Below are 18,077 nucleotides of genomic sequence, written 5' to 3'. Positions count from 1 at the left end.
GGCCCGAAGTGCTCTTCGGACCGCAGTGCTCTTCGGACCGCAGTGCTCGGACCGCACCGCCCGGCGACCCGGCGCGGGCCGCCCGTCAGGCGTGCTGGATCGCCTCGTCCGCGGTCACCGGGAAGCGCGTCGTACGGTCGCCCAGCAGCAGGGCGCGATAGGTGGCCGTGGCGGCCTCCTCCAGGTTCATCGCACGCCGGAAGGCCATCCCGACGTCCTCCCCCAGGGCCGAGCAGCCGTGGTGCGCCAGCAGGACGCAGTTGTGCTCCTTGGCCTGCTCGGCCGCGGTGTCGGCCAGCTCGTCCGACCCGTTCGGGTAGAAGTCCGTACGGCCTATCGACCGTACGTACACCGCGTGGTCCAAGGTCAGCAGCCGGATCTCGTGGCCGAGCGCGTCGACCAGCACGGCGTGCTGCGGGTGCATGTGGACGATCGCGTTGATGTCGCCCCGCACCTGGTAGGTGCGCTGGTGGAGCTTCCACTCGCTGGAGGGGTGGGGGTTGCCGCCGACGACCTCGCCCGCCAGGTTCAGCACGGTGAAGTCCTTCGGGGTCAGCCGGTCCAGCCAGGTCCCCTTGCCCGTGACGACGAACTCCTCACGGCCGGGGAGCCGGGCGGACAGGTTGCCGCCGCTGGCCAGGACGAAGCCCCGCCGCACGGCGGTGGCCCCGACGTCGATGAGCTGCTCCACCAGACCCTCGAGCGTGGTCGCCTGCTCCATGGCCGGCTGTGTCATCCGCCGCCCCTCCCTCAGCGGGTCTCGGTGACCTTGGCCAGCGAACGCGGCGCGTCCGGGTCCTGGCCGCGCGCCATGGTGACCTCGTAGGCGAGCAGCTGCAGCGGCAGGATCTGCACGATGGGCTGCAGCTCCTCCGGCAGCCCGTCGGTCGGCAGCGCGAACCCGGCCGAGGCGCGGTCCACCTCCTCCTGGCGGCCGATGACCACCAGATCGGCGCCCCGGTCCCGCAGCCGCTCCAGCACCGGCTGCAGCGCCTCGCCGCCCTTGCCGTCCGCGACGACGGCGATCACCGGCGAGATGTTGTCCACCATGGCCAGCGGCCCGTGCAGCAGGTCGGCGCCGGAGTAGGAGAGCGCGGGGATGTAGCTGGTCTCCATCAGCTTCAGCGCGGCTTCCTTCGCCGTCGGATAGCCGTAGCCGCGCGAGGTGAGCACCATGCGCTCGGCGAACCGGTACCGCGCCGCCAGTGCCTTGACCTCGCTCTTGCGGGCCAGCACCGCCTCGGCGAGCTCGGGCAGCGCCTTGGCGGCGTCGAGACCGGAGCCACCGCGCAGACCGTCGACGAACAGATACAGCGCCAGCAGCTCGGCGGTGTAGGTCTTGGTGGCGGGCAGCGCCTTCTCCGGGCCGGCCAGCACGTCGATGTGGAACTCGCTGACCTGCGCGAGCGGCGAGTCGGCGTTGTTGGTGACCGCGAGCGTGATCGCCCCCGCCTCGCGTGCCGCCTCGGTGGAGGCCACCAGGTCCGGGCTGCCGCCGGACTGGCTGATCGTGATGACCAGGCAGTCGGTGAGGTCCGGCCGGGCGCCGTACGCGGTCGTCGTCGACATGGAGGTCAACCCGCACGGCTTGCCCAGCTGGATCTCCAGCAGGTACTTGGCGTACAGGGCGGCGTTGTCGGAGGTGCCGCGTGCCGTCAGCAGCACGAAGCGGGGGTTCTTCGCGGCGATCCGCCCGGCCACCTCGCGGATGGCCGGGGCGCCCTCGTCCAGGATGCGGCGCAGCACGGCGGGCTGCTCGGCCATCTCGCCGGACATGATGGTGCCCGGCTCGGACGGGGCGTTCGAGGACATGCGGGTCCCTCCTGGGGTGACGTTCATGTGCGGTCGCGGTTCGATCCTACGGCGTGCCGGATACGGCGGGTTTTGCCCCGGCGGTTCATCCGCGGGCGATGACCTCGGCCGCAGCCCTTCCGCAGACCCGCGCCGCGCCGTGGGTGGCGACGTGCAGGGCGCCCTGCGGCGGAGACTGCGGCACGCCCATCTCGACGACCACCGTGTCGTCGCGCTCGGCCACGAGCCGGGCCACCGCGTCGGCCATCCACGGATGCCGGTGCAGGTCGCGGACGACCACGACGACGGGGCGCTCCCCCGCGTCGGCGAGCACCGCGGCGCCCACGTTCCCGTCGGCGCTCCCGTACGTACCCGTACGGGTGCCCGGAACCATTCGCTCCAGTTCCGCGGCCGGCCCCCAGGGCGTCTCGTCGCCCACGGCGATGTTGGCGACCGTGGTGAGCGCCGCGACGAACAGCGGTCCGGCGGGGCGGCGGTAGCTCTCCAGCCCGGTCACGACCAGCGCGCGCCGCGCCGCCTCCAGCCCGATGCCCGCACCGGCCGCTGTCGGATCGGCGCGGAGGGCGGGGTCGGCCAGACCCCCCGTGTCCGACCGCCGCACCCCCCGCGCCCACGCGGCGAGGCCGCGCACCCGTGCCGCGGCGTCGGCGAGCCGCTCCTCCGTCAGCTCGCCGTCGCGTACGGCCCTCACCAAGGCGTCGCGCAGCCCCAGCACGGTGTCCTCACCCGACAGTCCGCCGCCCACGCAGATCGCGTCGGCCCCGGCGGCGAGCGCCAGTACGCTCCCGCGTTCGAGGCCGTAGGTGGCGGAGATGGCCCGCATCTCCATCCCGTCGGTGACGATGAGCCCCTGGTGGCCCAGGCCGCCCTCGCTGCGGGGCGCCCGCAGCAGCCCGGTCAGCGCGGCGGGGCTGAGGGTCCCGGGATGTGCCGCGTCCAGAGCGGGCAGCAGGATGTGGGCGCTCATCACGCACTTGCTGCCCGCCTCGACGGCCGCGGCGAAGGGCACCAGCTCCCGGGACCTGAGGGTGGCCAGGTCGGCGTCGATGCGGGGCATGGCGTGGTGCGAGTCGACGGCGGTGTCGCCGTGCCCGGGGAAGTGCTTGACGCAGGCGGCGACGCCGGCCGCCTGCAGTCCCTCGACGTAGGCGACGGTGTGCCGGGCGACCAGTCCGGGGTCGCCGCCGAAGGACCGTACGCCGATGACGGGATTGTCCGGGTTGGAGTTGACGTCGGCGGAGGGCGCCCAGTTGAGGTTGACGCCTGCGGCGGCGAGCCTGCTGCCGAGCTCGTGGGCCACCGCCCGGGTGAGGTCGGGGTCGTCGATGTGGCCGAGGGCGAGGTTGCCCGGATACGAGGAGCCGGTCCTGGCCTCCAGCCGGGTGACGTCTCCGCCCTCCTCGTCGATGGCGACGAGCAGCTCCGGGCGTACGTCGCGCAGCTGCTCGGTGAGCAGGGCGAGTTGCTCGGGAGAGTCGATGTTGCGCCCGAACAGGCCGACCGATGTGAGCCCTTCGTCCAGTTGCCGCAGCAGCCAGGTGGGTGCCGAGGTCCCGGTGAAGCCGGGCTGGAGGACTGCGAGGGCGTCACGGGTGAGGGTGTCGGACGCTCGTACGGAAGTGGTCATGCGGCGCGGTCCCTTCACTTCACTGGTGTGCCTGGGGTTGCGGCGGCGGTGTCGCACGGCATCCCGTCTCCGCCGGTCATCCCTTCACCGCGCCGGAGGTGAGGCCGGCCACTGCCTTGCGCTGGAGGTAGAGGAAGAGCAGCAGGATCGGGATGGCGAAGAGGGAGGCCGCCGCCATCGTGGCACCCCAGTCGTCGCCGAAGGCGGTCTGGAACTTCGACAGCCACAGCGGCAGCGTCTGGGCTTCGGCGTCCTTGTTGAGGATGAGGACCATGGGGAATTCGTTCCACGCCGTGATGACCCCGAACAGCGAGGTGGCCATCAGACCGGGCGCCAGCAGCGGGAAGATGACCCGGCGGAACGCCTGGAACCGGGTGCAGCCGTCCACCATGGCCGACTCCTCCAGGTCCTTGGGGACGGCCGCGACATAGCCGCGCAGCGTGATGATGGTCAGCGGCAGCACCATGACGGTGTAGAAGAGGGTCAGCGGCACCAGGCTGTTCAGCATCTCGGCGTCCCGGACGATCATGTAGATCGCGATGACCATGACCTCCCAGGGAGCCATCTGGGCGATCATGAAGACGAGGATGATCCCCTTGCGCCCCTTGAACCGCATCCGGGCCAGGGCGAACGAGGCGAACAGCGCCACCAGGAGCGAGAACCCGACGGCCAGCACCGTCACGGTGACGGAGTTGCGCACCAGCGTCCAGAAGTTCTCGGCGCTCACCGCGGTCCTGAAGTGCTCAAGGGTGGGCGAGCTGGGGAACCAGACCGGGGTCTCGCTGATGATCTGCCCGTTCGGCTTGAACGCCGTGTTGAACATCCAGTACACGGGAAAGATGAATGCCACGAACAGCACCAGTGCGGTGGCGTTCGGCCATATCCGGCCCAGCAGTGACCGTGGCATCAGGCCCTGCCCCCCTTGCTCTGTTCGGAACCGTCGGCGTCGTCGGCGTTCTCCTGCCGCAGCACCAGGCGCAGGTAGTACGACATCAAGGCCAGGAGGATCAGGATGGTGAGGACGGAGATCGCCGCGCCGGTGCCGTAGTGCTGGTTGCCGACGCCCTCCACGAACGCGTAGACGGGCAGCGTCTCGGTCAGCCGGTCGGGCCCGCCCTCGTTGATGGCGAAGACGTGCGGAAAGGCCTTGAAGATCCAGATGACTTCGAGGAACGTCGCGACCATCAAGAACGGCTTCAGGAACGGGAAGGTGACGCTCTTGAAGCTCTCCCAGGCGCCCGCGCCGTCCAGTGCGGCGGCCTCGTACAGCTCGCGGGAGATGGTCGTCGTCGCGGCGTAGAGGTTGATCGCCACGAACGGGACGGAGGTCCACACGATCATCAGCGAGATGACGAAGAACGTGGACAGCTGGGTGCCGGTCCAGTTGTAGTCCGCCATCGAGTCGAAGCCGAGCTCGGCCAGCACCCAGTTGACGACACCGAACCGCTGCGCGAACAGCCACTGGTAGACGGTGGTCGCGGCGATGATCGGCATGGCCCAGGCGAGCACCAGCCCGACCAGCAGCAGCAGCCGCATCTTGGACCCGAGCCGGGCCAGCAGCAGCCCGATGAGGGTGCCGACGACGATGATCACGACGACATTGACCGCCGTGAAGATCACCGACCGCAGTGTGACCCGCCAGAACGTCTCACTGCTGAGCGTGTCGGTGTAGTTGGTGACCCCGTTCCACTCGGTGACGTGCTGGATCAGCTGGGTCATGTTGAGGTTCTGGAACGACAACATGCCGTTGGTGACCAGCGGATACCCGAGGAAGACGGCGGTCATCGCGAGGGCGGGCAGCAGCAGGAGGTAGGGCAGCGCGCCCTTCCTGGTGACCCGCTTGGCAGGCGGAGGCGGCCCGGGAGTCCCCACCGCCTGGACGGGCACCTTGCCCCGCGGCGGTGCCTCTTGGGCTTTCACAGACATCCGATCTCCAACCGCGGGGGTGGGGGCGACAGCAGCCGCCGCCCCCACCCCCGCCCTCGCACACGGGTCACTGCTTCTGGGACAGCCGCTTGTTCATCTCGCCCTCGACCGCCTTGGCCGCGGCGTTGTGGGACTTTCCGTTCAGTACGGACGTCATGTACGACTTGATCGGGTTGGGCGGGTTCTCCACGGCACCCCACTCGGGGATGAGCGGCGTCAGACCGCCGCCCTCGACCGCGGGCGCGGCGGCCTCGGCGGCGGGGTTGCCCTTCAGATTGCTCTGCAGGGCGCTCTTGTTGGGGATGACCCCGCTCTCCTTGGCGAGCGCACCCTCGAACTTGTCGGACAGCGCGATCTTGAGGAATTCCTTGGCGAGCTCCTGCTTTTCGCTGCCTGCGGCGATGGCGAGGTTGGAGCCGCCGAGGAAGACACCTTCGGGCTTGTCGGCGGTCTCACCCGGAATGGTGAAGTAGCCGATGTCCTTCTCGATCTTCTTGTTGGCCTCGATCGCGGTGGCCGCCTCCCAGCTCAGCCCGATGAACGCACCGGTCTTGCCCTTGGCGAACACCTCGGCCTGCTGCGGAGTGGCCTCGTCCTTGTTCTTGGGGGCCTTGGAGTAGGAGGCGTATTTCTTGTAGATCTCCATCGCCTTGCCGACCTTGGGGTCGGAGAGGTTGGAGACCCACTTGCCGTCCTTCTTCTTCACCAGGTCGGCACCCTGGCCGATGAGCAGGCCGTCCAGGAAGTACCAGTTCTGGCCCGGCATGTAGATCGGCTCGGCGTCGGTCTTCTTGTCGATCTTCTCCAGCGCGTCGAAGAATTCCTCGCGGGTCTTGGGCGTGCCCTTGATGCCGGCCTCGGCCCAGATCTTCTTGTTGTAGATGACCGTGCGGTTGACGGCGAACCACGGCGCTGCGTACTGCTTGCCGTCGTAGACCGCGGACTTGTTGAGGGAGGGCGTCCAGTCCTTGCCCAGTCCCTTCTTCAGGTCACTGAGGTCGGCCAGGCCGCCGGTGCGGGCGTAGGCGGGGGTCTGGGTGTTGCCGACCTCGATCACGTCCGGCGGGTCGGACTCGGAGAGTGCGGTGGTGATCTTCTGCTGGATGCCGTTCCACTGCTGGACCTCGAGCTTGAGCTTGGCCCCGGTCTTCTTCTCGAAGGCGGCCTTGACATCCTTGGTCCACTGCTCGGGCGTGGAGCCGTCCATCGCCCAGAGGGTCAGGGTCTGGCCCTTGAAGCTCTCGGGCCCGTCCTTCTTGTCGTCGTCGGACCCACAGGCCGCGACGTTCACCATCAGGGCCACGACACCGGCCGCGGCTATGAGGCCTCGTTGTCTGCGTACCACAGCATTCTCCCCTGCACACTGGAACGCTCCGCACAGCAAATCCGCAGTAGAAATCCGCAGTAGGTTGCGGACGGAGTTGGTTTAGACCAATGAGATAGAGGAGAGCTTGGCCTAGACCTTTAGGGGTGTCAACGGTGTATAAAGCTCGCTGTCGGTTCCGTTATCGGAACGACATCTGAGCTGGGGCGCCCGCCCACACCGGGGCCGTGCCACGATGTGAACCGCTACGTACACGGAGGAAGCCGGTGACGGCAGCACGACATGAGTCGGGAAGGCGGGCCATGAGCACGGACGGGGGCGGCGCTGTCGCGCCGGCCGCGGCGGACCCCGAATCCGCAGGCGGCAACGGATCGACGGCCCGCACCGCGCGCGTGCCCAAGTACTACCGGCTGAAGCGGCACTTGCTGGAGATGACCGAGACCCTCCCGCCCGGCACCCCGGTGCCGCCCGAGCGGACACTCGCCAGCGAGTTCGACACCTCCCGCACCACCGTGCGGCAGGCCCTCCAGGAACTCGTCGTCGAGGGGCGCCTGGAGCGCATCCAGGGCAAGGGCACCTTCGTCGCCAAGCCCAAGGTCTCCCAGGCGCTGCAACTGACCTCCTACACGGAGGACATGCGCGCCCAGGGCCTCGAACCCACCTCGCAGCTGCTGGACATCGGCTACGTCACCGCCGACGACCGGCTCGCCGGACTGCTGGACATCCCCGCGGGCGGTCGCGTACTGCGTATCGAACGGCTGCGGCTGGCCAGCGGCGAGCCCATGGCGATCGAGACCACCCACCTGTCCCAGAAGCGGTTCCCCGCGCTGCGCCGCAGCCTGGTCAAGTACGCCTCCCTCTACACCGCGCTCGCCGAGGTCTACGACATCCACCTGGCCGAGGCCGAGGAGACGATCGAGACCTCGCTGGCCACTCCGCGCGAGGCCGGGCTGCTGGGCACCGATGTGGGACTGCCGATGCTGATGCTCTCCCGGCACTCCCGCGACACCGCCGGGGAGCCCGTCGAATGGGTGCGCTCGGTCTACCGCGGCGACCGCTACAAGTTCGTGGCCACCCTCCAGCGCCCCACGGGCTGACGGCACCGGCTCCCCTCAGCCCGCCTTTCGAGTCGCGGCGCCCGGCCGCAGATCACGTTCGCCCCGTCCCGAGGTATGGCGCTGATCAGGCGGTTGTTCTACGGTCGGCCTGCCGTCACGGTATGCCCGCCACCTCGGATGGTGCGCGGGTGAGGTCGAGGAGGGACGCGCGTGCGCAGCACTGCACAACCAGCCGGCAAACTCAGCCCACGGTCCATAGCGATCTGGACCGCCGTCGCGCTGATCGGCGCGGCGGGCTGGGCCATGCTGGCGCTCGCCCGCGGCGAGGAGATCTCCGCCGCCTGGATGGTGGCGGCCGCACTCGGCTCGTACGCCATCGGCTACCGCTTCTACGCGCGCTTCATCGCCACCCGTGTGCTCCGCGTCGACAAGACCCGGGCCACGCCCGCCGAGCGGCTCGACAACGGCATCGACTACCACCCCACCGACCGGCGGGTGCTGCTCGGCCACCACTTCGCCGCCATCGCGGGCGCCGGACCGCTGGTCGGCCCGGTGCTGGCGGCCCAGATGGGATATCTGCCGGGCACCATCTGGATCGTCGTCGGCGTGATCCTCGCGGGCGCCGTGCAGGACATGGTGACGCTCTTCTTCTCCATGCGGCGGGACGGCAAGTCCCTGGGGCAGATGGCACGCGAGGAGATCGGTCCGATCGGTGGCGCCGCCGCGCTGCTGGCCGTCCTCGCCATCATGATCATCCTGCTGGCCGTGCTGGCCCTCGTCGTCGTCAACGCGCTGGCCGAGTCGCCCTGGGGCACCTTCTCGATCGGTATGACCATCCCGATCGCCCTGTTCATGGGCTTCTATCTGCGGGTGCTGCGGCCCGGGCGGGTCACCGAGGTCTCCCTCATCGGTATCGCGCTGCTGCTGCTCGCCCTGGTCTCCGGCCGGTGGGTCGCCGAGTCCTCCTGGGCCGACACCTTCACCCTGGCGCCCAGCACGCTGGTCATCTGGATCCTGGTCTACAGCTTCGTCGCCTCCATCCTCCCGGTGTGGATGCTGCTGGCACCCCGCGACTACCTGTCGACCTTCATGAAGATCGGCACCATCGGACTGCTGGCCGTCGGCGTCGTGGTGACGCTGCCGACGATGAAGATGGAGGGCATCACCGACTTCGCGGGCGGCGGCGACGGGCCGGTCTTCGCGGGCTCGCTCTTCCCGTTCGTCTTCATCACCATCGCCTGCGGCGCCCTGTCCGGCTTCCACGCGCTGATCTCCTCGGGCACCACACCGAAGATGATCCAGAAGGAGACCCAGATCCGGATGATCGGCTACGGCTCCATGCTGATGGAGTCGTTCGTCGCCATCATGGCCATGGTCGCCGCCAGCATCATCGACCCCGGGCTCTACTTCGCGATGAACGCGCCGGCCGGTGTGATCGGGGACAACGTACATGCCGCCTCGGAGGCGGTACGCAACCTCGGCTACAGCATCAGCCCCGAGCAGCTCGCGGCAGCCGCCAAGGCCGTCGAGGAGCACTCGCTGCTCTCCCGTACGGGCGGCGCGCCGACCCTGGCCATCGGTGTCTCCAACATCTTCTCGGAGGTCATCGGCGGCGCCGGGATGAAGGCGTTCTGGTACCACTTCGCCATCATGTTCGAGGCGCTGTTCATCCTGACGGCGCTGGACGCCGGCACCCGCGTGGGCCGCTTCATGCTCCAGGACATGCTGGGCAACGTCTACAAGCCGTTCCGCCGGGTGAGCTGGTGGCCCGGACTGCTGCTCTCCAGCGCCGTCATCGTCGCGCTGTGGGGCTACTTCCTGTGGGTCGGCGTCCATGAGCCGCTGGGCGGGATCAACCAGCTCTTCCCGCTCTTCGGTATCGCCAACCAGCTGCTGGCCGCCGTCGCCCTCGCCGTCTGTACGACACTGCTGGTCAAGTCCGGGCGGCTGAAGTGGGCCTGGGTGACGGCCGTACCGCTGGTGTGGGACGCGGTCGTGACGCTGACCGCCAGTTGGCAGAAGGTCTTCTCCAGCGACCCGAAGGTCGGCTTCTTCCAGCAGCGTGCCGACTACCAGGAGGCCATCGACCAGGGCAAGGTCATCGCACCGGCCAAGAACATGGACGACATGCACACCGTCGTCACCAACTCCACGGTGGACGGCGTGCTGTCGGCCCTGTTCGCGATCCTCGTCATCGTCGTCCTGGCCGACGCCGCCCGCACCTGTGTGCGCGCCGTGCGCAACCCGGAGGGCGCGCGGATGCACGAGGCGCCCTACGAGAAGTCGAACCTGGTCGAGCCCGCCGGGCTGATCGCCACCAAGGAGGAGAAGGCGGAGAAGGCCGAACACGAGGCCGCCCTGGTCGCCGCCGGACAGCGCGGCGGCGAGCCCGGAGGCGACTCCCGATGAGCGGCCCGCAGGGCGCGCGGACCGCGAACCCCGTGCTGCGGGCCGGTCGCTGGCTGCGCTGGTACGTACGGGAGTTCACCGACGAGAGCGCCTACGACCGGTACGTGGCGCATGTACGGCAGCACCAGGGTCCCGACGCGGAGATCCCCAGCAGGAAGGAGTTCGAGCGCCGCCGCACGGACGCCCGCGAGGGCGACCCGCGCGAGGGCTTCCGCTGCTGCTGAGCAACGCCCGATCGGCGGCCCGGGTCCGCCGTACGGTCGGCCGCCGGGCCCGCCGAGGGGGCACGGAGTTGTCAGTGGGATGCCGCATCATGACGGCCATGGACATCACCGTGAGAACCGCCCGGCCCGAGGAGTACGCCGAGGCCGGGGAGCTGGTCGCCCGCGCCTATCTCGACGGCGGGCTGCTGGACTTCGGCGACTCCGACCCGTATCTGAACACGCTCCGCGACGCGGCCGGCCGCGCCGCCCACACGGACCTGCTCGTGGCCGAGGACCACGCGGGGGCGCTGCTGGGCACCGTCACCTTCGTCGGTGAGGCTGGGCCCTACGCCGAGCGCGCCCGGAAGGGCGAGGGCGAGTTGAGGATGCTCGGCGTGCGGGAGTCCGCCCGCGGTCGCGGGGTGGGCGAAGCCCTGGTGCGGGCTTGTATGACACGGGCCCGCGCCCTGGGGCTGAGCGGCCTGGTGCTGTCCACCCAGCCGACGATGCACGCGGCCCACCGCCTCTACGAGCGGCTGGGGTTCGTCCGCACACCCGACCGCGACTGGCAGCCCCTCCCGGAGATCACCCTCTGGACCTACGCGCTCGCCTTGTAGGCGTCGCCACAACATATGGGGTCCTCTCCCAAGCGGGCCACAACATGTATGCTCGCTCACGGCCGTCGCCCCTGACGCAGGGGAATCCGGTGCAAGTCCGGAACTGTCCCGCAACGGTGAGGGGGCGCGCGTAAGCGTGCCCACGAGTCCGATCACCTGCCGGTGGCGGCATCGACGAACGTCCGGGTCTCGTGGGTTGGACCGGCGGACGGAGCGCGCCGTGCCCTGTGGAGGGTGCGGTGTGCGCTCCCTCCTTCCGTGCTGCCCGCGGACAGCCAGCACCGAGGGAGAGCACCGCGTGACCGTCACCACCGCCCCCACCCTTCCGGCCCCCGCCCCCGCAGAGTCCGCCGCCGCGGGCTCCGCCCCCGCCGGTTCCGCCTCACCGGGGCGGGGCGACCGCGAGGACCCACCCGCCGCAGCCCTCCGCGACACCCTCGCCGCGCTCACAGCCGACCTGGCGGACGCGGACCCGGCGCCGGTGCTGGCAGCGGCCCTTCGCGGACGGCGACCGGACGCACAGCCCGACGAGTTGCGCGCCCTCGCCACCGAGGCGGCGGCGGGCTCCATCAGCGAGGAGCCGTCCTACTCACGGCTCGCGGCGCGGCTGCTGACCCGCACGATCCGGGACGAGGCGGCGGCCGAGGGCGTCACCTCCTTCTCCACCTCGGTGGCGCTCGGGCACGCCCAGGGACTGATCGCGGACCGGACCTACGCTTTCGCACGGCAGCACGCCGACCGGCTGGACGCCCTGGTCGAGGCGGCCGTGGCCGACGGCGCGGACGACCGGTTCGAGTACTTCGGGCTGCGTACCGTCCACTCGCGCTATCTGCTGCGGCACCCGGAAACCCGGCGCCCCATCGAGACCCCGCAGCACTTTCTGCTCCGCGTCGCCTGCGGGCTGGCTGCCGACGATTCCGCCCACGCCCTCGAAGAGGTGGCGGAGTTCTACCGGCTCACCAGCTCCCTGGCCTATCTGCCCTCCTCCCCCACCCTGTTCAACTCCGGTACCCGCCACCCGCAGATGTCGTCGTGCTATCTGCTCGACTCGCCCAAGGACGAACTGGACTCGATCTACGAGCGCTATCAGCAGGTCGCCAGGCTCTCCAAGCACGCGGGCGGCATCGGTCTGTCCTACTCCCGCGTCCGCTCCCGCGGGGCGCTGATCCGGGGGACGAACGGCCACTCGAACGGCATCGTGCCGTTCCTGCGGACGCTGGACGCCTCGGTCGCCGCGGTCAACCAGGGCGGCCGGCGCAAGGGCGCGGCCTGCGTCTACCTGGAGACGTGGCACGCGGACATCGAGGAGTTCCTGGAACTGCGCGACAACACGGGCGAGGACGCGCGCCGTACGCACAACCTCAACCTGGCGCACTGGATCCCGGACGAGTTCATGCGCCGTGTGGAGACGGACGATCAGTGGTCGCTCTTCTCGCCGTCCGACGTGCCGGAACTGGTCGATCTGTGGGGTGAGGAGTTCGACGCGGCCTACCGGCGCGCCGAGGCCGAGCAGCGCGCCGTCAAGCGGCTGCCCGCACGCCAGTTGTACGGCGCGATGATGCGCACCCTCGCGCAGACCGGCAACGGCTGGATGACGTTCAAGGACACCAGCAACCGCACCTCCAACCAGACCGCCGACCCGGGCCGCATCGTGCACTCCTCGAACCTGTGCACGGAGATCCTGGAGGTGACGGACGACGGCGAGACCGCAGTGTGCAATCTCGGCTCCGTCAATCTGGCCGCACACCTGGGAGCGGACGGACAGCCGGACTGGGAGCGGCTGGATGCCACGGTCCGTACGGCGGTGACGTTCCTGGACCGCGTGGTGGACATCAACTACTACCCGACCGGCCAGGCGGCGGCCTCCAACTCCCGCTGGCGTCCGGTGGGTCTGGGGGTGATGGGCCTGCAGGACGTCTTCTTCCGCCTCGGGCTGCCGTTCGACTCGGACGAGGCGCGTGAGCTGTCCACCCGGATCGCCGAGCGCATCATGCTCGCCGCGTACGAGACGTCGGCCGAGCTGGCCGACCGGTACGGCCCGCTGCCGGCCTGGGAGTCGACCCGTACGGCCCGCGGCGTGCTGCACCCCGACCACTATCCGCAGGCGGGCGAAGGGCACGCCTGGCCGCAGCGGTGGGCGGCGCTGCGGGAGCGTGTCGCCCGGACCGGAATGCGCAACTCCCTGCTGCTGGCGATCGCGCCGACGGCGACCATCGCCTCCATCGCGGGTGTGTACGAGTGCATCGAGCCGCAGGTCTCCAACCTGTTCAAGCGCGAGACGCTCAGCGGCGAGTTCCTCCAGGTGAACACCTATCTGGTGGCGGAGCTCAAGCGGCTGGGGCTGTGGGACGCGCGGGCCAGGGAGGCGCTGCGCCAGGCCAACGGCTCGGTGCAGGAGCTGGCGTGGGTGCCGGCGCACGTACGCGAGCTGTACCGCACGGCCTGGGAGATCCCGCAGCGCGCCCTGATCGACATGGCCGCCGCCCGCACCCCGTACCTGGACCAGAGCCAGTCGCTGAACCTGTTCCTGTCCTCCCCCACCATCGGGAAGCTCAGCTCGATGTACGCCTACGCCTGGAAGCGCGGCATCAAGACCACGTACTACCTGCGCTCCCGGCCCGCCACGCGCATCGCGCAGGCGGCGACAAGCACCTCCCCGCAGGCGAAGGACGACGAGGCCGTCGCCTGCTCCCTGGAAAACCCCGAGACCTGCGAGGCATGCCAGTGACGACACCGCCGTCCACTTCCGCGAAGAACCTGCTCGACCCGGGCTTCGAGCTGACCCTGCGCCCGATGCGCTATCCGCACTTCTACGAGCGCTACCGCGACGCGATCAAGAACACCTGGACCGTGGAGGAGGTCGATCTCCACTCCGACGTCGCCGACCTGGCCAAGCTCACCCCGGGCGAACAGCACATGATCAGCCGCCTGGTGGCGTTCTTCGCCACCGGCGACTCGATCGTCGCCAACAACCTCGTGTTGACGCTCTACAAGCACATCAACTCCCCCGAGGCGCGGCTGTATCTGTCCCGGCAGCTGTTCGAGGAGGCCGTGCACGTCCAGTTCTATCTGACGCTGCTGGACACCTATCTGCCCGACCACGACGAGCGCGCCGCGGCGTTCGCGGCGGTGGAGAACATCCCCTCCATCCGGGAGAAGGCCCAGTTCTGCTTCCGCTGGATGGATGCGACAGAAGAGATCGACAAGCTGGAGTCACGGTCCGACAGGCGCCGCTTCCTGCTCAACCTGATCTGCTTCGCCGCCTGCATCGAGGGGCTGTTCTTCTACGGCGCGTTCGCCTACGTCTACTGGTTCCGTTCGCGCGGCCTGCTGCACGGACTGGCCACGGGCACCAACTGGGTGTTCCGCGACGAGTCGATGCACATGTCCTTCGCGTTCGACGTGGTGGACACCGTGCGGGAGGAGGAGCCCGAGCTCTTCGACGCGGAGCTGGAGAAGCAGGTGGTGGCGATGCTGGAGGAGGCCGTCGAGGCGGAGCTCCAGTTCGCCCGCGACCTGTGCGGTGAGGGGCTGCCCGGGATGAACACCGAGTCCATGCGCCAGTACCTCCAGGCGGTCGCCGACCAGCGGCTGCGCCGGCTCGGCTTCGCCGAACGCTACGGGGCGAGCAACCCGTTCTCGTTCATGGAGCTCCAGAACGTCCAGGAGCTGACCAACTTCTTCGAACGGCGGGCGTCGGCCTACCAGGTCGCGGTGGAGGGTTCGGTCTCCCTCGACGACGACTTCTGACCGCCCCGTCCCCGTCGCCCCTGCGGGCGACGGGGACGTTCGAGGTGCGGCCCGCACATGGCCCGCACAGGCGGTGGTGGCCCCTGGCCCCTACTCGTTGGGAACCGTCTCGTAGCGGGGCGTGCCCTCGGCCATCTGCTTGAGCACGTCCTTGCGCTCCCGCTTGGAGAGCCGGTCGATGTACAGATACCCGTAGAGGTGATCGGTCTCGTGCTGCAGACACCGTGCGAAGTACCCGGTGCCCTGCACCACGATCGGCTTGCCCTGCGCGTCCTGGCCGCGCACCACGGCGTGGTCCGGCCGTGCGAGCGGGTGGTAGGCACCGGGCACGGACAGGCAGCCCTCGCTGCCGTCGTCCAGTACCCGCCGCTCGGCCGGGAGCTGTTCGAGCACCGGGTTGCAGACGACGCCCACGTGCCGCACGCCCTCGTCGTCGTAGCAGTCGTAGACGAAGACCTTCAGATCGACACCGATCTGGTTGGCGGCGATACCGACCCCTTCGGCGGCGCGCTGGCTGGCGAACATGTCGTCGATCAGCTCGGCCAGCCCGTCGTCGAACTCCGTCACGTCCTTGCACTCCCGGTGCAGCACCGGGTTGCCGACGACGGTGATGGGCCGGGCCGTGCCCCGGGCGGTGTGGGCCTCCTCGCGGGCTGCCGCGTCCGTCACGTCGTCGACGAACTCACCCTCGGCGGTGGCGGCCGACTCCGCCGTCGTTTCCTGCTGCTGCGCCATGCCGTCGTACGCCTTCCTGCGACCCGTTGACCGTGAACCGGTGAGAGCTGAGATCCGCCGTCGGTACGGCTGAGCGCCGTGCCGGAACAGCCGAGGACCGTGATGGCTCGCCCTACAGGGTACGGGCCCTCCGCCGGAGGCTCAGCAGACCTCCTCCAGATCCCGCCACTCACGGGTGTCGGGACTGTCGGCGACCCAGCCGTCCAGCAGCCCGCGCACCAGCGCGGCAGGTGCCGCCAGCCCGCACTCGCGCTCGGGGACCCACAGCTCACCGGGGCCGCCCTGCGTCATATGGCCCAGTGGCCCGGGGTGGCCGGGCGAGCTGTGGTCGTGCGGGTCCAGATGCACGGTGCCGTCGCCCTCGTCGGCGGGCATGGCGCTCTCCGAGCAGGCGCGGCACAGCAGCCGCACCGAGGAGGACCAGTCCTCGGCGGCGAACCCGGCGTCTGCCGCCAGCCGCTCCAGCGCGTCCCGGTCGCTCTCCGTGGCGGCCTCCACCAGCACCACCCAGGTGGGTACCGGGGACGGGGCCCACAGCTCGATCTCGTCGAACACCGGGTAGGAGGGCCCCGCAGCCGTGGTGCGCTCGCCGTGCGGAACGCCGTCGTGCAGCACGACCTCGCCCCAGCGGCGCCCCGAGGAGGGCAGCGGAATGCTCTGGATCTCCATGCGGGCCGGGTCGATACGGCGGCCCCACACGACCTCCGCCTCGCCCTCCGGGGAGAGCCGCACCGCGGCACTGCCCAGCTGCATACCGGTGGGCTCCTCGGCCGCGGCAGCGCCGTGCGAGGGCCCGGACACGTGCAGCCCGTACGCCTGCCAGGCCCGGCGCGCCAGGGGCCAGTCCTGCAGCGCGGTGGCCGCGATGCCCACGTTCCACCAGTCGGGCGCCCCGGCCTCCCGGTCCAGCAGCGCCACGGCACGCAGGCCCGCTGTACGCGCCTGCTCCCAGTCGTGCCGGAACTTGTGCAGCAGCGCGAGGTTGAACCAGGACTCCGAAAGCCACGGCTCCAGGTCGGCGGCACGGGTGAGCAGAGCGCCCGCGTCCTCGTAGCGCCCGTCGCCGATAAGCGTGAACGCACGGTCCGTCGCCTGCCGCCACGAGGCGGAGGGACGGTGCCGCACCTTGCCGAAGATCCTCACTGTGCTCCCGCCGATCCCGCCGTTCCGCCTGTCCTGAGGCCCGGCTCTGCGCCCGGCCTGCTGTCTGCCGATGGGTCCCGTATGCGGAGGGCGCCACGCGCCCTCCCCCGGCCTTCGGCCGGAGGTGTCTCCACGCCTGTCGCGGTTCCCCCCTTCGCATCCAACCATGCCCGCTCGGGTGCTCGCTCATTACCCGTGCGTCAGACATCCGCAGCCCGGGCCACCACCCGCGACAGCGCCTCCACCACGCGTGGTTCGTGGTCACGCCCGGTGGCGGTACGCAGTGCGCGCAGGGCCTGCTCGCGCGCCGCGGCGTCCGCCGTGTGACTGCCCGCGAGGAGGTCGTCGTACGCGTTGACCGTACGGAGGACACGAGCAGTCACCGACTGTTCGCGGTACGGGTCCGCCTGGGCCTCCACCGCGGACGCCACCCGCCAGCGGACGCCGGCCTGCCGCAGCACCGCGCCGCCGAGCAGCGCGATACGGCGCTGTCTGCCCGGTTCCAGTGCCGTCGTGGCACCGCCGGGCACCGGCTCGGCCAGCGAGAGCTGCCCCACGTCGTGCGTGAGGGCCGCGTACTCCAGCGCGGTGAGTTCCCCGCCCGCCAGCCCCAGCTCGCGCCCCACCGCACGGCTGAGCTCCGCCACGCGGCGCGCATGCCCGTGCGGCGTGCAACCGGCCACCTCGGGGGCGCGTGCGAGGGAGGCGAGGGTGCGCCGGTGGGTCGCCCGTACGGAGGCGCGACGGCACAGGGCGAACTGCATGACGAGCAGCGGCGCGCAACACAGCGGCAGCGCCCACAGCCCGGCCACCGCCACGGCCAGCGCGAGCAGCACGGCGGTGGCGGCGAGGGCGGGCACGGTGCCGAGGCGGGCGAGCAACTCCTCCCGCACCGCCCGCCCGTAGCACCCCTCGGAGCCCAGCGCGGCGGTGGCGGCGGCGAGCAGGGCGTCGAGACACCCGACGCACAGTGCCAGGGCCAGCAGACACAGCGTGAACAGCCCGCCCGGCTCGACGGTACGGCCCAACCAGCCCGACCCGTACAGCGCTTGGCCGCACACCGCGGCACCTCCCACTCCGAGTGCCAGCCGGGCGGGTGCCTGGGGCGGCGGGGCCTGGCCGAGCGCGACATGCGGAGTCAGCCCGACGAGGGAGCCGACGAGGGCCACCGCGACGGCCTGTGCCGCGCCGTGCCCCGCCGGGGTACCACCCACCTGGCCGCAGAGCGCGTAGCCGAGCGCCCCGGCGCCGGACAGCAGCCCTGTGGTACGTACGCCCACGCGGTCTTCGGACAGCCGCACGCGGGCCAACTCCCCCACGGCGACGACCAGTCCGAACGCCAGCGCCACTCCGGGCCGGGTCACCCCGTGCCACAGGACGATGCCCAGCGCGGCGCCGGCCACCAGCACGGCCGCCCCGTAGGCGGCTGCGACCAGCCGTGCGGCCGTCCGCCGCGTCATACCGCGACGCCGC

15 protein-coding genes and 1 riboswitch are annotated in these 18,077 nt (G+C 70.4%); of the genes, 6 read left to right on the top strand and 9 right to left on the bottom strand.

The window, feature by feature from the left end:
• Positions 1-85 precede the first annotated feature (85 nt).
• The 6 genes from JW613_RS11975 to JW613_RS11950 form a co-directional block, all read right to left on the bottom strand.
• A complete protein-coding gene (locus tag JW613_RS11975; RefSeq protein WP_209210787.1) occupies positions 86-736 on the bottom strand; it encodes a class II aldolase/adducin family protein in 651 nt (216 codons plus the stop codon).
• Between the two features lie 14 nt (positions 737-750).
• Positions 751-1,812 carry an SIS domain-containing protein gene (locus JW613_RS11970; RefSeq protein WP_209210786.1) on the bottom strand — a complete coding sequence of 354 codons (1,062 nt, stop codon included), beginning with the start codon at positions 1,810-1,812 and terminating at the stop codon, positions 751-753.
• Positions 1,813-1,897: 85 nt separating this feature from the next.
• On the bottom strand, positions 1,898-3,439 hold the full coding sequence (locus tag JW613_RS11965; protein WP_209210785.1) for a glycoside hydrolase family 3 protein: 1,542 nt from the start codon (positions 3,437-3,439) through the stop codon (positions 1,898-1,900).
• A gap of 76 nt (positions 3,440-3,515) precedes the next feature.
• The gene (locus JW613_RS11960) at positions 3,516-4,346 is read right to left on the bottom strand and encodes a carbohydrate ABC transporter permease (protein ID WP_209210784.1); all 831 of its coding nucleotides are present in this window, start codon (positions 4,344-4,346) and stop codon (positions 3,516-3,518) included.
• Positions 4,346-5,365 (bottom strand): carbohydrate ABC transporter permease, encoded by a 1,020-nt coding sequence (locus tag JW613_RS11955; RefSeq protein WP_209210783.1) that lies wholly within the window; start codon positions 5,363-5,365, stop codon positions 4,346-4,348. The genes JW613_RS11960 and JW613_RS11955 overlap by 1 nt, the downstream gene beginning before the upstream one ends.
• A gap of 67 nt (positions 5,366-5,432) precedes the next feature.
• The gene (locus tag JW613_RS11950) at positions 5,433-6,659 is read right to left on the bottom strand and encodes an extracellular solute-binding protein (RefSeq protein WP_209210945.1); all 1,227 of its coding nucleotides are present in this window, start codon (positions 6,657-6,659) and stop codon (positions 5,433-5,435) included.
• Between the two features lie 332 nt (positions 6,660-6,991).
• Between JW613_RS11950 and JW613_RS11945 the strand changes: the two genes are divergently transcribed.
• The 6 genes from JW613_RS11945 (at position 6,992) to JW613_RS11920 (ending at position 14,726) form a co-directional block, all read left to right on the top strand.
• Positions 6,992-7,786, top strand: a complete 795-nt coding sequence (locus tag JW613_RS11945; RefSeq protein ID WP_209210782.1) for a GntR family transcriptional regulator — start codon at positions 6,992-6,994, stop codon at positions 7,784-7,786.
• A 171-nt stretch (positions 7,787-7,957) separates the two neighbouring features.
• Positions 7,958-10,156: a carbon starvation CstA family protein gene (locus JW613_RS11940; protein ID WP_209210781.1), complete on the top strand. Its 2,199-nt coding sequence runs from the start codon at positions 7,958-7,960 to the stop codon at positions 10,154-10,156.
• The gene (locus JW613_RS11935; RefSeq protein WP_209210780.1) at positions 10,153-10,380 is read left to right on the top strand and encodes a YbdD/YjiX family protein; all 228 of its coding nucleotides are present in this window, start codon (positions 10,153-10,155) and stop codon (positions 10,378-10,380) included. The genes JW613_RS11940 and JW613_RS11935 overlap by 4 nt, the downstream gene beginning before the upstream one ends.
• 98 nt (positions 10,381-10,478) lie before the next feature.
• On the top strand, positions 10,479-10,976 hold the full coding sequence (locus tag JW613_RS11930; RefSeq protein ID WP_209210779.1) for a GNAT family N-acetyltransferase: 498 nt from the start codon (positions 10,479-10,481) through the stop codon (positions 10,974-10,976).
• A 42-nt stretch (positions 10,977-11,018) separates the two neighbouring features.
• A riboswitch (cobalamin riboswitch) is annotated at positions 11,019-11,154 on the top strand.
• Between the two features lie 120 nt (positions 11,155-11,274).
• The gene (locus JW613_RS11925; protein WP_209210778.1) at positions 11,275-13,704 is read left to right on the top strand and encodes a ribonucleoside-diphosphate reductase subunit alpha; all 2,430 of its coding nucleotides are present in this window, start codon (positions 11,275-11,277) and stop codon (positions 13,702-13,704) included.
• Positions 13,695-14,726 (top strand): ribonucleotide-diphosphate reductase subunit beta, encoded by a 1,032-nt coding sequence (locus tag JW613_RS11920; protein WP_209210777.1) that lies wholly within the window; start codon positions 13,695-13,697, stop codon positions 14,724-14,726. The genes JW613_RS11925 and JW613_RS11920 overlap by 10 nt, the downstream gene beginning before the upstream one ends.
• Positions 14,727-14,816: 90 nt before the next feature.
• Here the strand turns inward: JW613_RS11920 and def are convergent, their stop codons facing one another.
• The 3 genes from def to JW613_RS11905 form a co-directional block, all read right to left on the bottom strand.
• On the bottom strand, positions 14,817-15,461 hold the full coding sequence (gene def / locus JW613_RS11915) for a peptide deformylase (RefSeq protein WP_209210776.1): 645 nt from the start codon (positions 15,459-15,461) through the stop codon (positions 14,817-14,819).
• A 141-nt stretch (positions 15,462-15,602) separates the two neighbouring features.
• The gene (locus tag JW613_RS11910) at positions 15,603-16,604 is read right to left on the bottom strand and encodes a tetratricopeptide repeat protein (protein WP_209210775.1); all 1,002 of its coding nucleotides are present in this window, start codon (positions 16,602-16,604) and stop codon (positions 15,603-15,605) included.
• Positions 16,605-16,804: 200 nt separating this feature from the next.
• Positions 16,805-18,064 (bottom strand): HD-GYP domain-containing protein, encoded by a 1,260-nt coding sequence (locus JW613_RS11905; protein WP_209210774.1) that lies wholly within the window; start codon positions 18,062-18,064, stop codon positions 16,805-16,807.
• Between the last annotated feature and the right edge of the window lie 13 nt (positions 18,065-18,077).

It is taken from the genome of Streptomyces smyrnaeus (genome assembly GCF_017676345.1).
Classification (GTDB): domain Bacteria; phylum Actinomycetota; class Actinomycetes; order Streptomycetales; family Streptomycetaceae; genus Streptomyces; species Streptomyces smyrnaeus.
Note: the sequence above shows the minus strand (reverse complement) of the source record. Positions and strands in the feature narration are given on the sequence as shown.

Excerpts from the sequence above, each read along its gene's own strand:
- JW613_RS11955 (WP_209210783.1), bottom strand. The coding sequence starts at position 5,365 with ATGTCTGTGAAAGCCCAAGAGGCACCGCCGCGGGGCAAGGTGCCCGTC.
- JW613_RS11975 (WP_209210787.1), bottom strand. The coding sequence starts at position 736 with ATGACACAGCCGGCCATGGAGCAGGCGACCACGCTCGAGGGTCTGGTG.
- JW613_RS11930 (WP_209210779.1), top strand. The coding sequence starts at position 10,479 with ATGGACATCACCGTGAGAACCGCCCGGCCCGAGGAGTACGCCGAGGCC.
- JW613_RS11905 (WP_209210774.1), bottom strand. The coding sequence starts at position 18,064 with ATGACGCGGCGGACGGCCGCACGGCTGGTCGCAGCCGCCTACGGGGCG.
- def (WP_209210776.1), bottom strand. The coding sequence starts at position 15,461 with ATGGCGCAGCAGCAGGAAACGACGGCGGAGTCGGCCGCCACCGCCGAG.
- JW613_RS11950 (WP_209210945.1), bottom strand. The coding sequence starts at position 6,659 with ATGGTGAACGTCGCGGCCTGTGGGTCCGACGACGACAAGAAGGACGGG.
- JW613_RS11920 (WP_209210777.1), top strand. The coding sequence starts at position 13,695 with ATGCCAGTGACGACACCGCCGTCCACTTCCGCGAAGAACCTGCTCGAC.
- JW613_RS11935 (WP_209210780.1), top strand. The coding sequence starts at position 10,153 with ATGAGCGGCCCGCAGGGCGCGCGGACCGCGAACCCCGTGCTGCGGGCC.
- JW613_RS11965 (WP_209210785.1), bottom strand. The coding sequence starts at position 3,439 with ATGACCACTTCCGTACGAGCGTCCGACACCCTCACCCGTGACGCCCTC.
- JW613_RS11960 (WP_209210784.1), bottom strand. The coding sequence starts at position 4,346 with ATGCCACGGTCACTGCTGGGCCGGATATGGCCGAACGCCACCGCACTG.
- JW613_RS11970 (WP_209210786.1), bottom strand. The coding sequence starts at position 1,812 with ATGTCCTCGAACGCCCCGTCCGAGCCGGGCACCATCATGTCCGGCGAG.
- JW613_RS11945 (WP_209210782.1), top strand. The coding sequence starts at position 6,992 with ATGAGCACGGACGGGGGCGGCGCTGTCGCGCCGGCCGCGGCGGACCCC.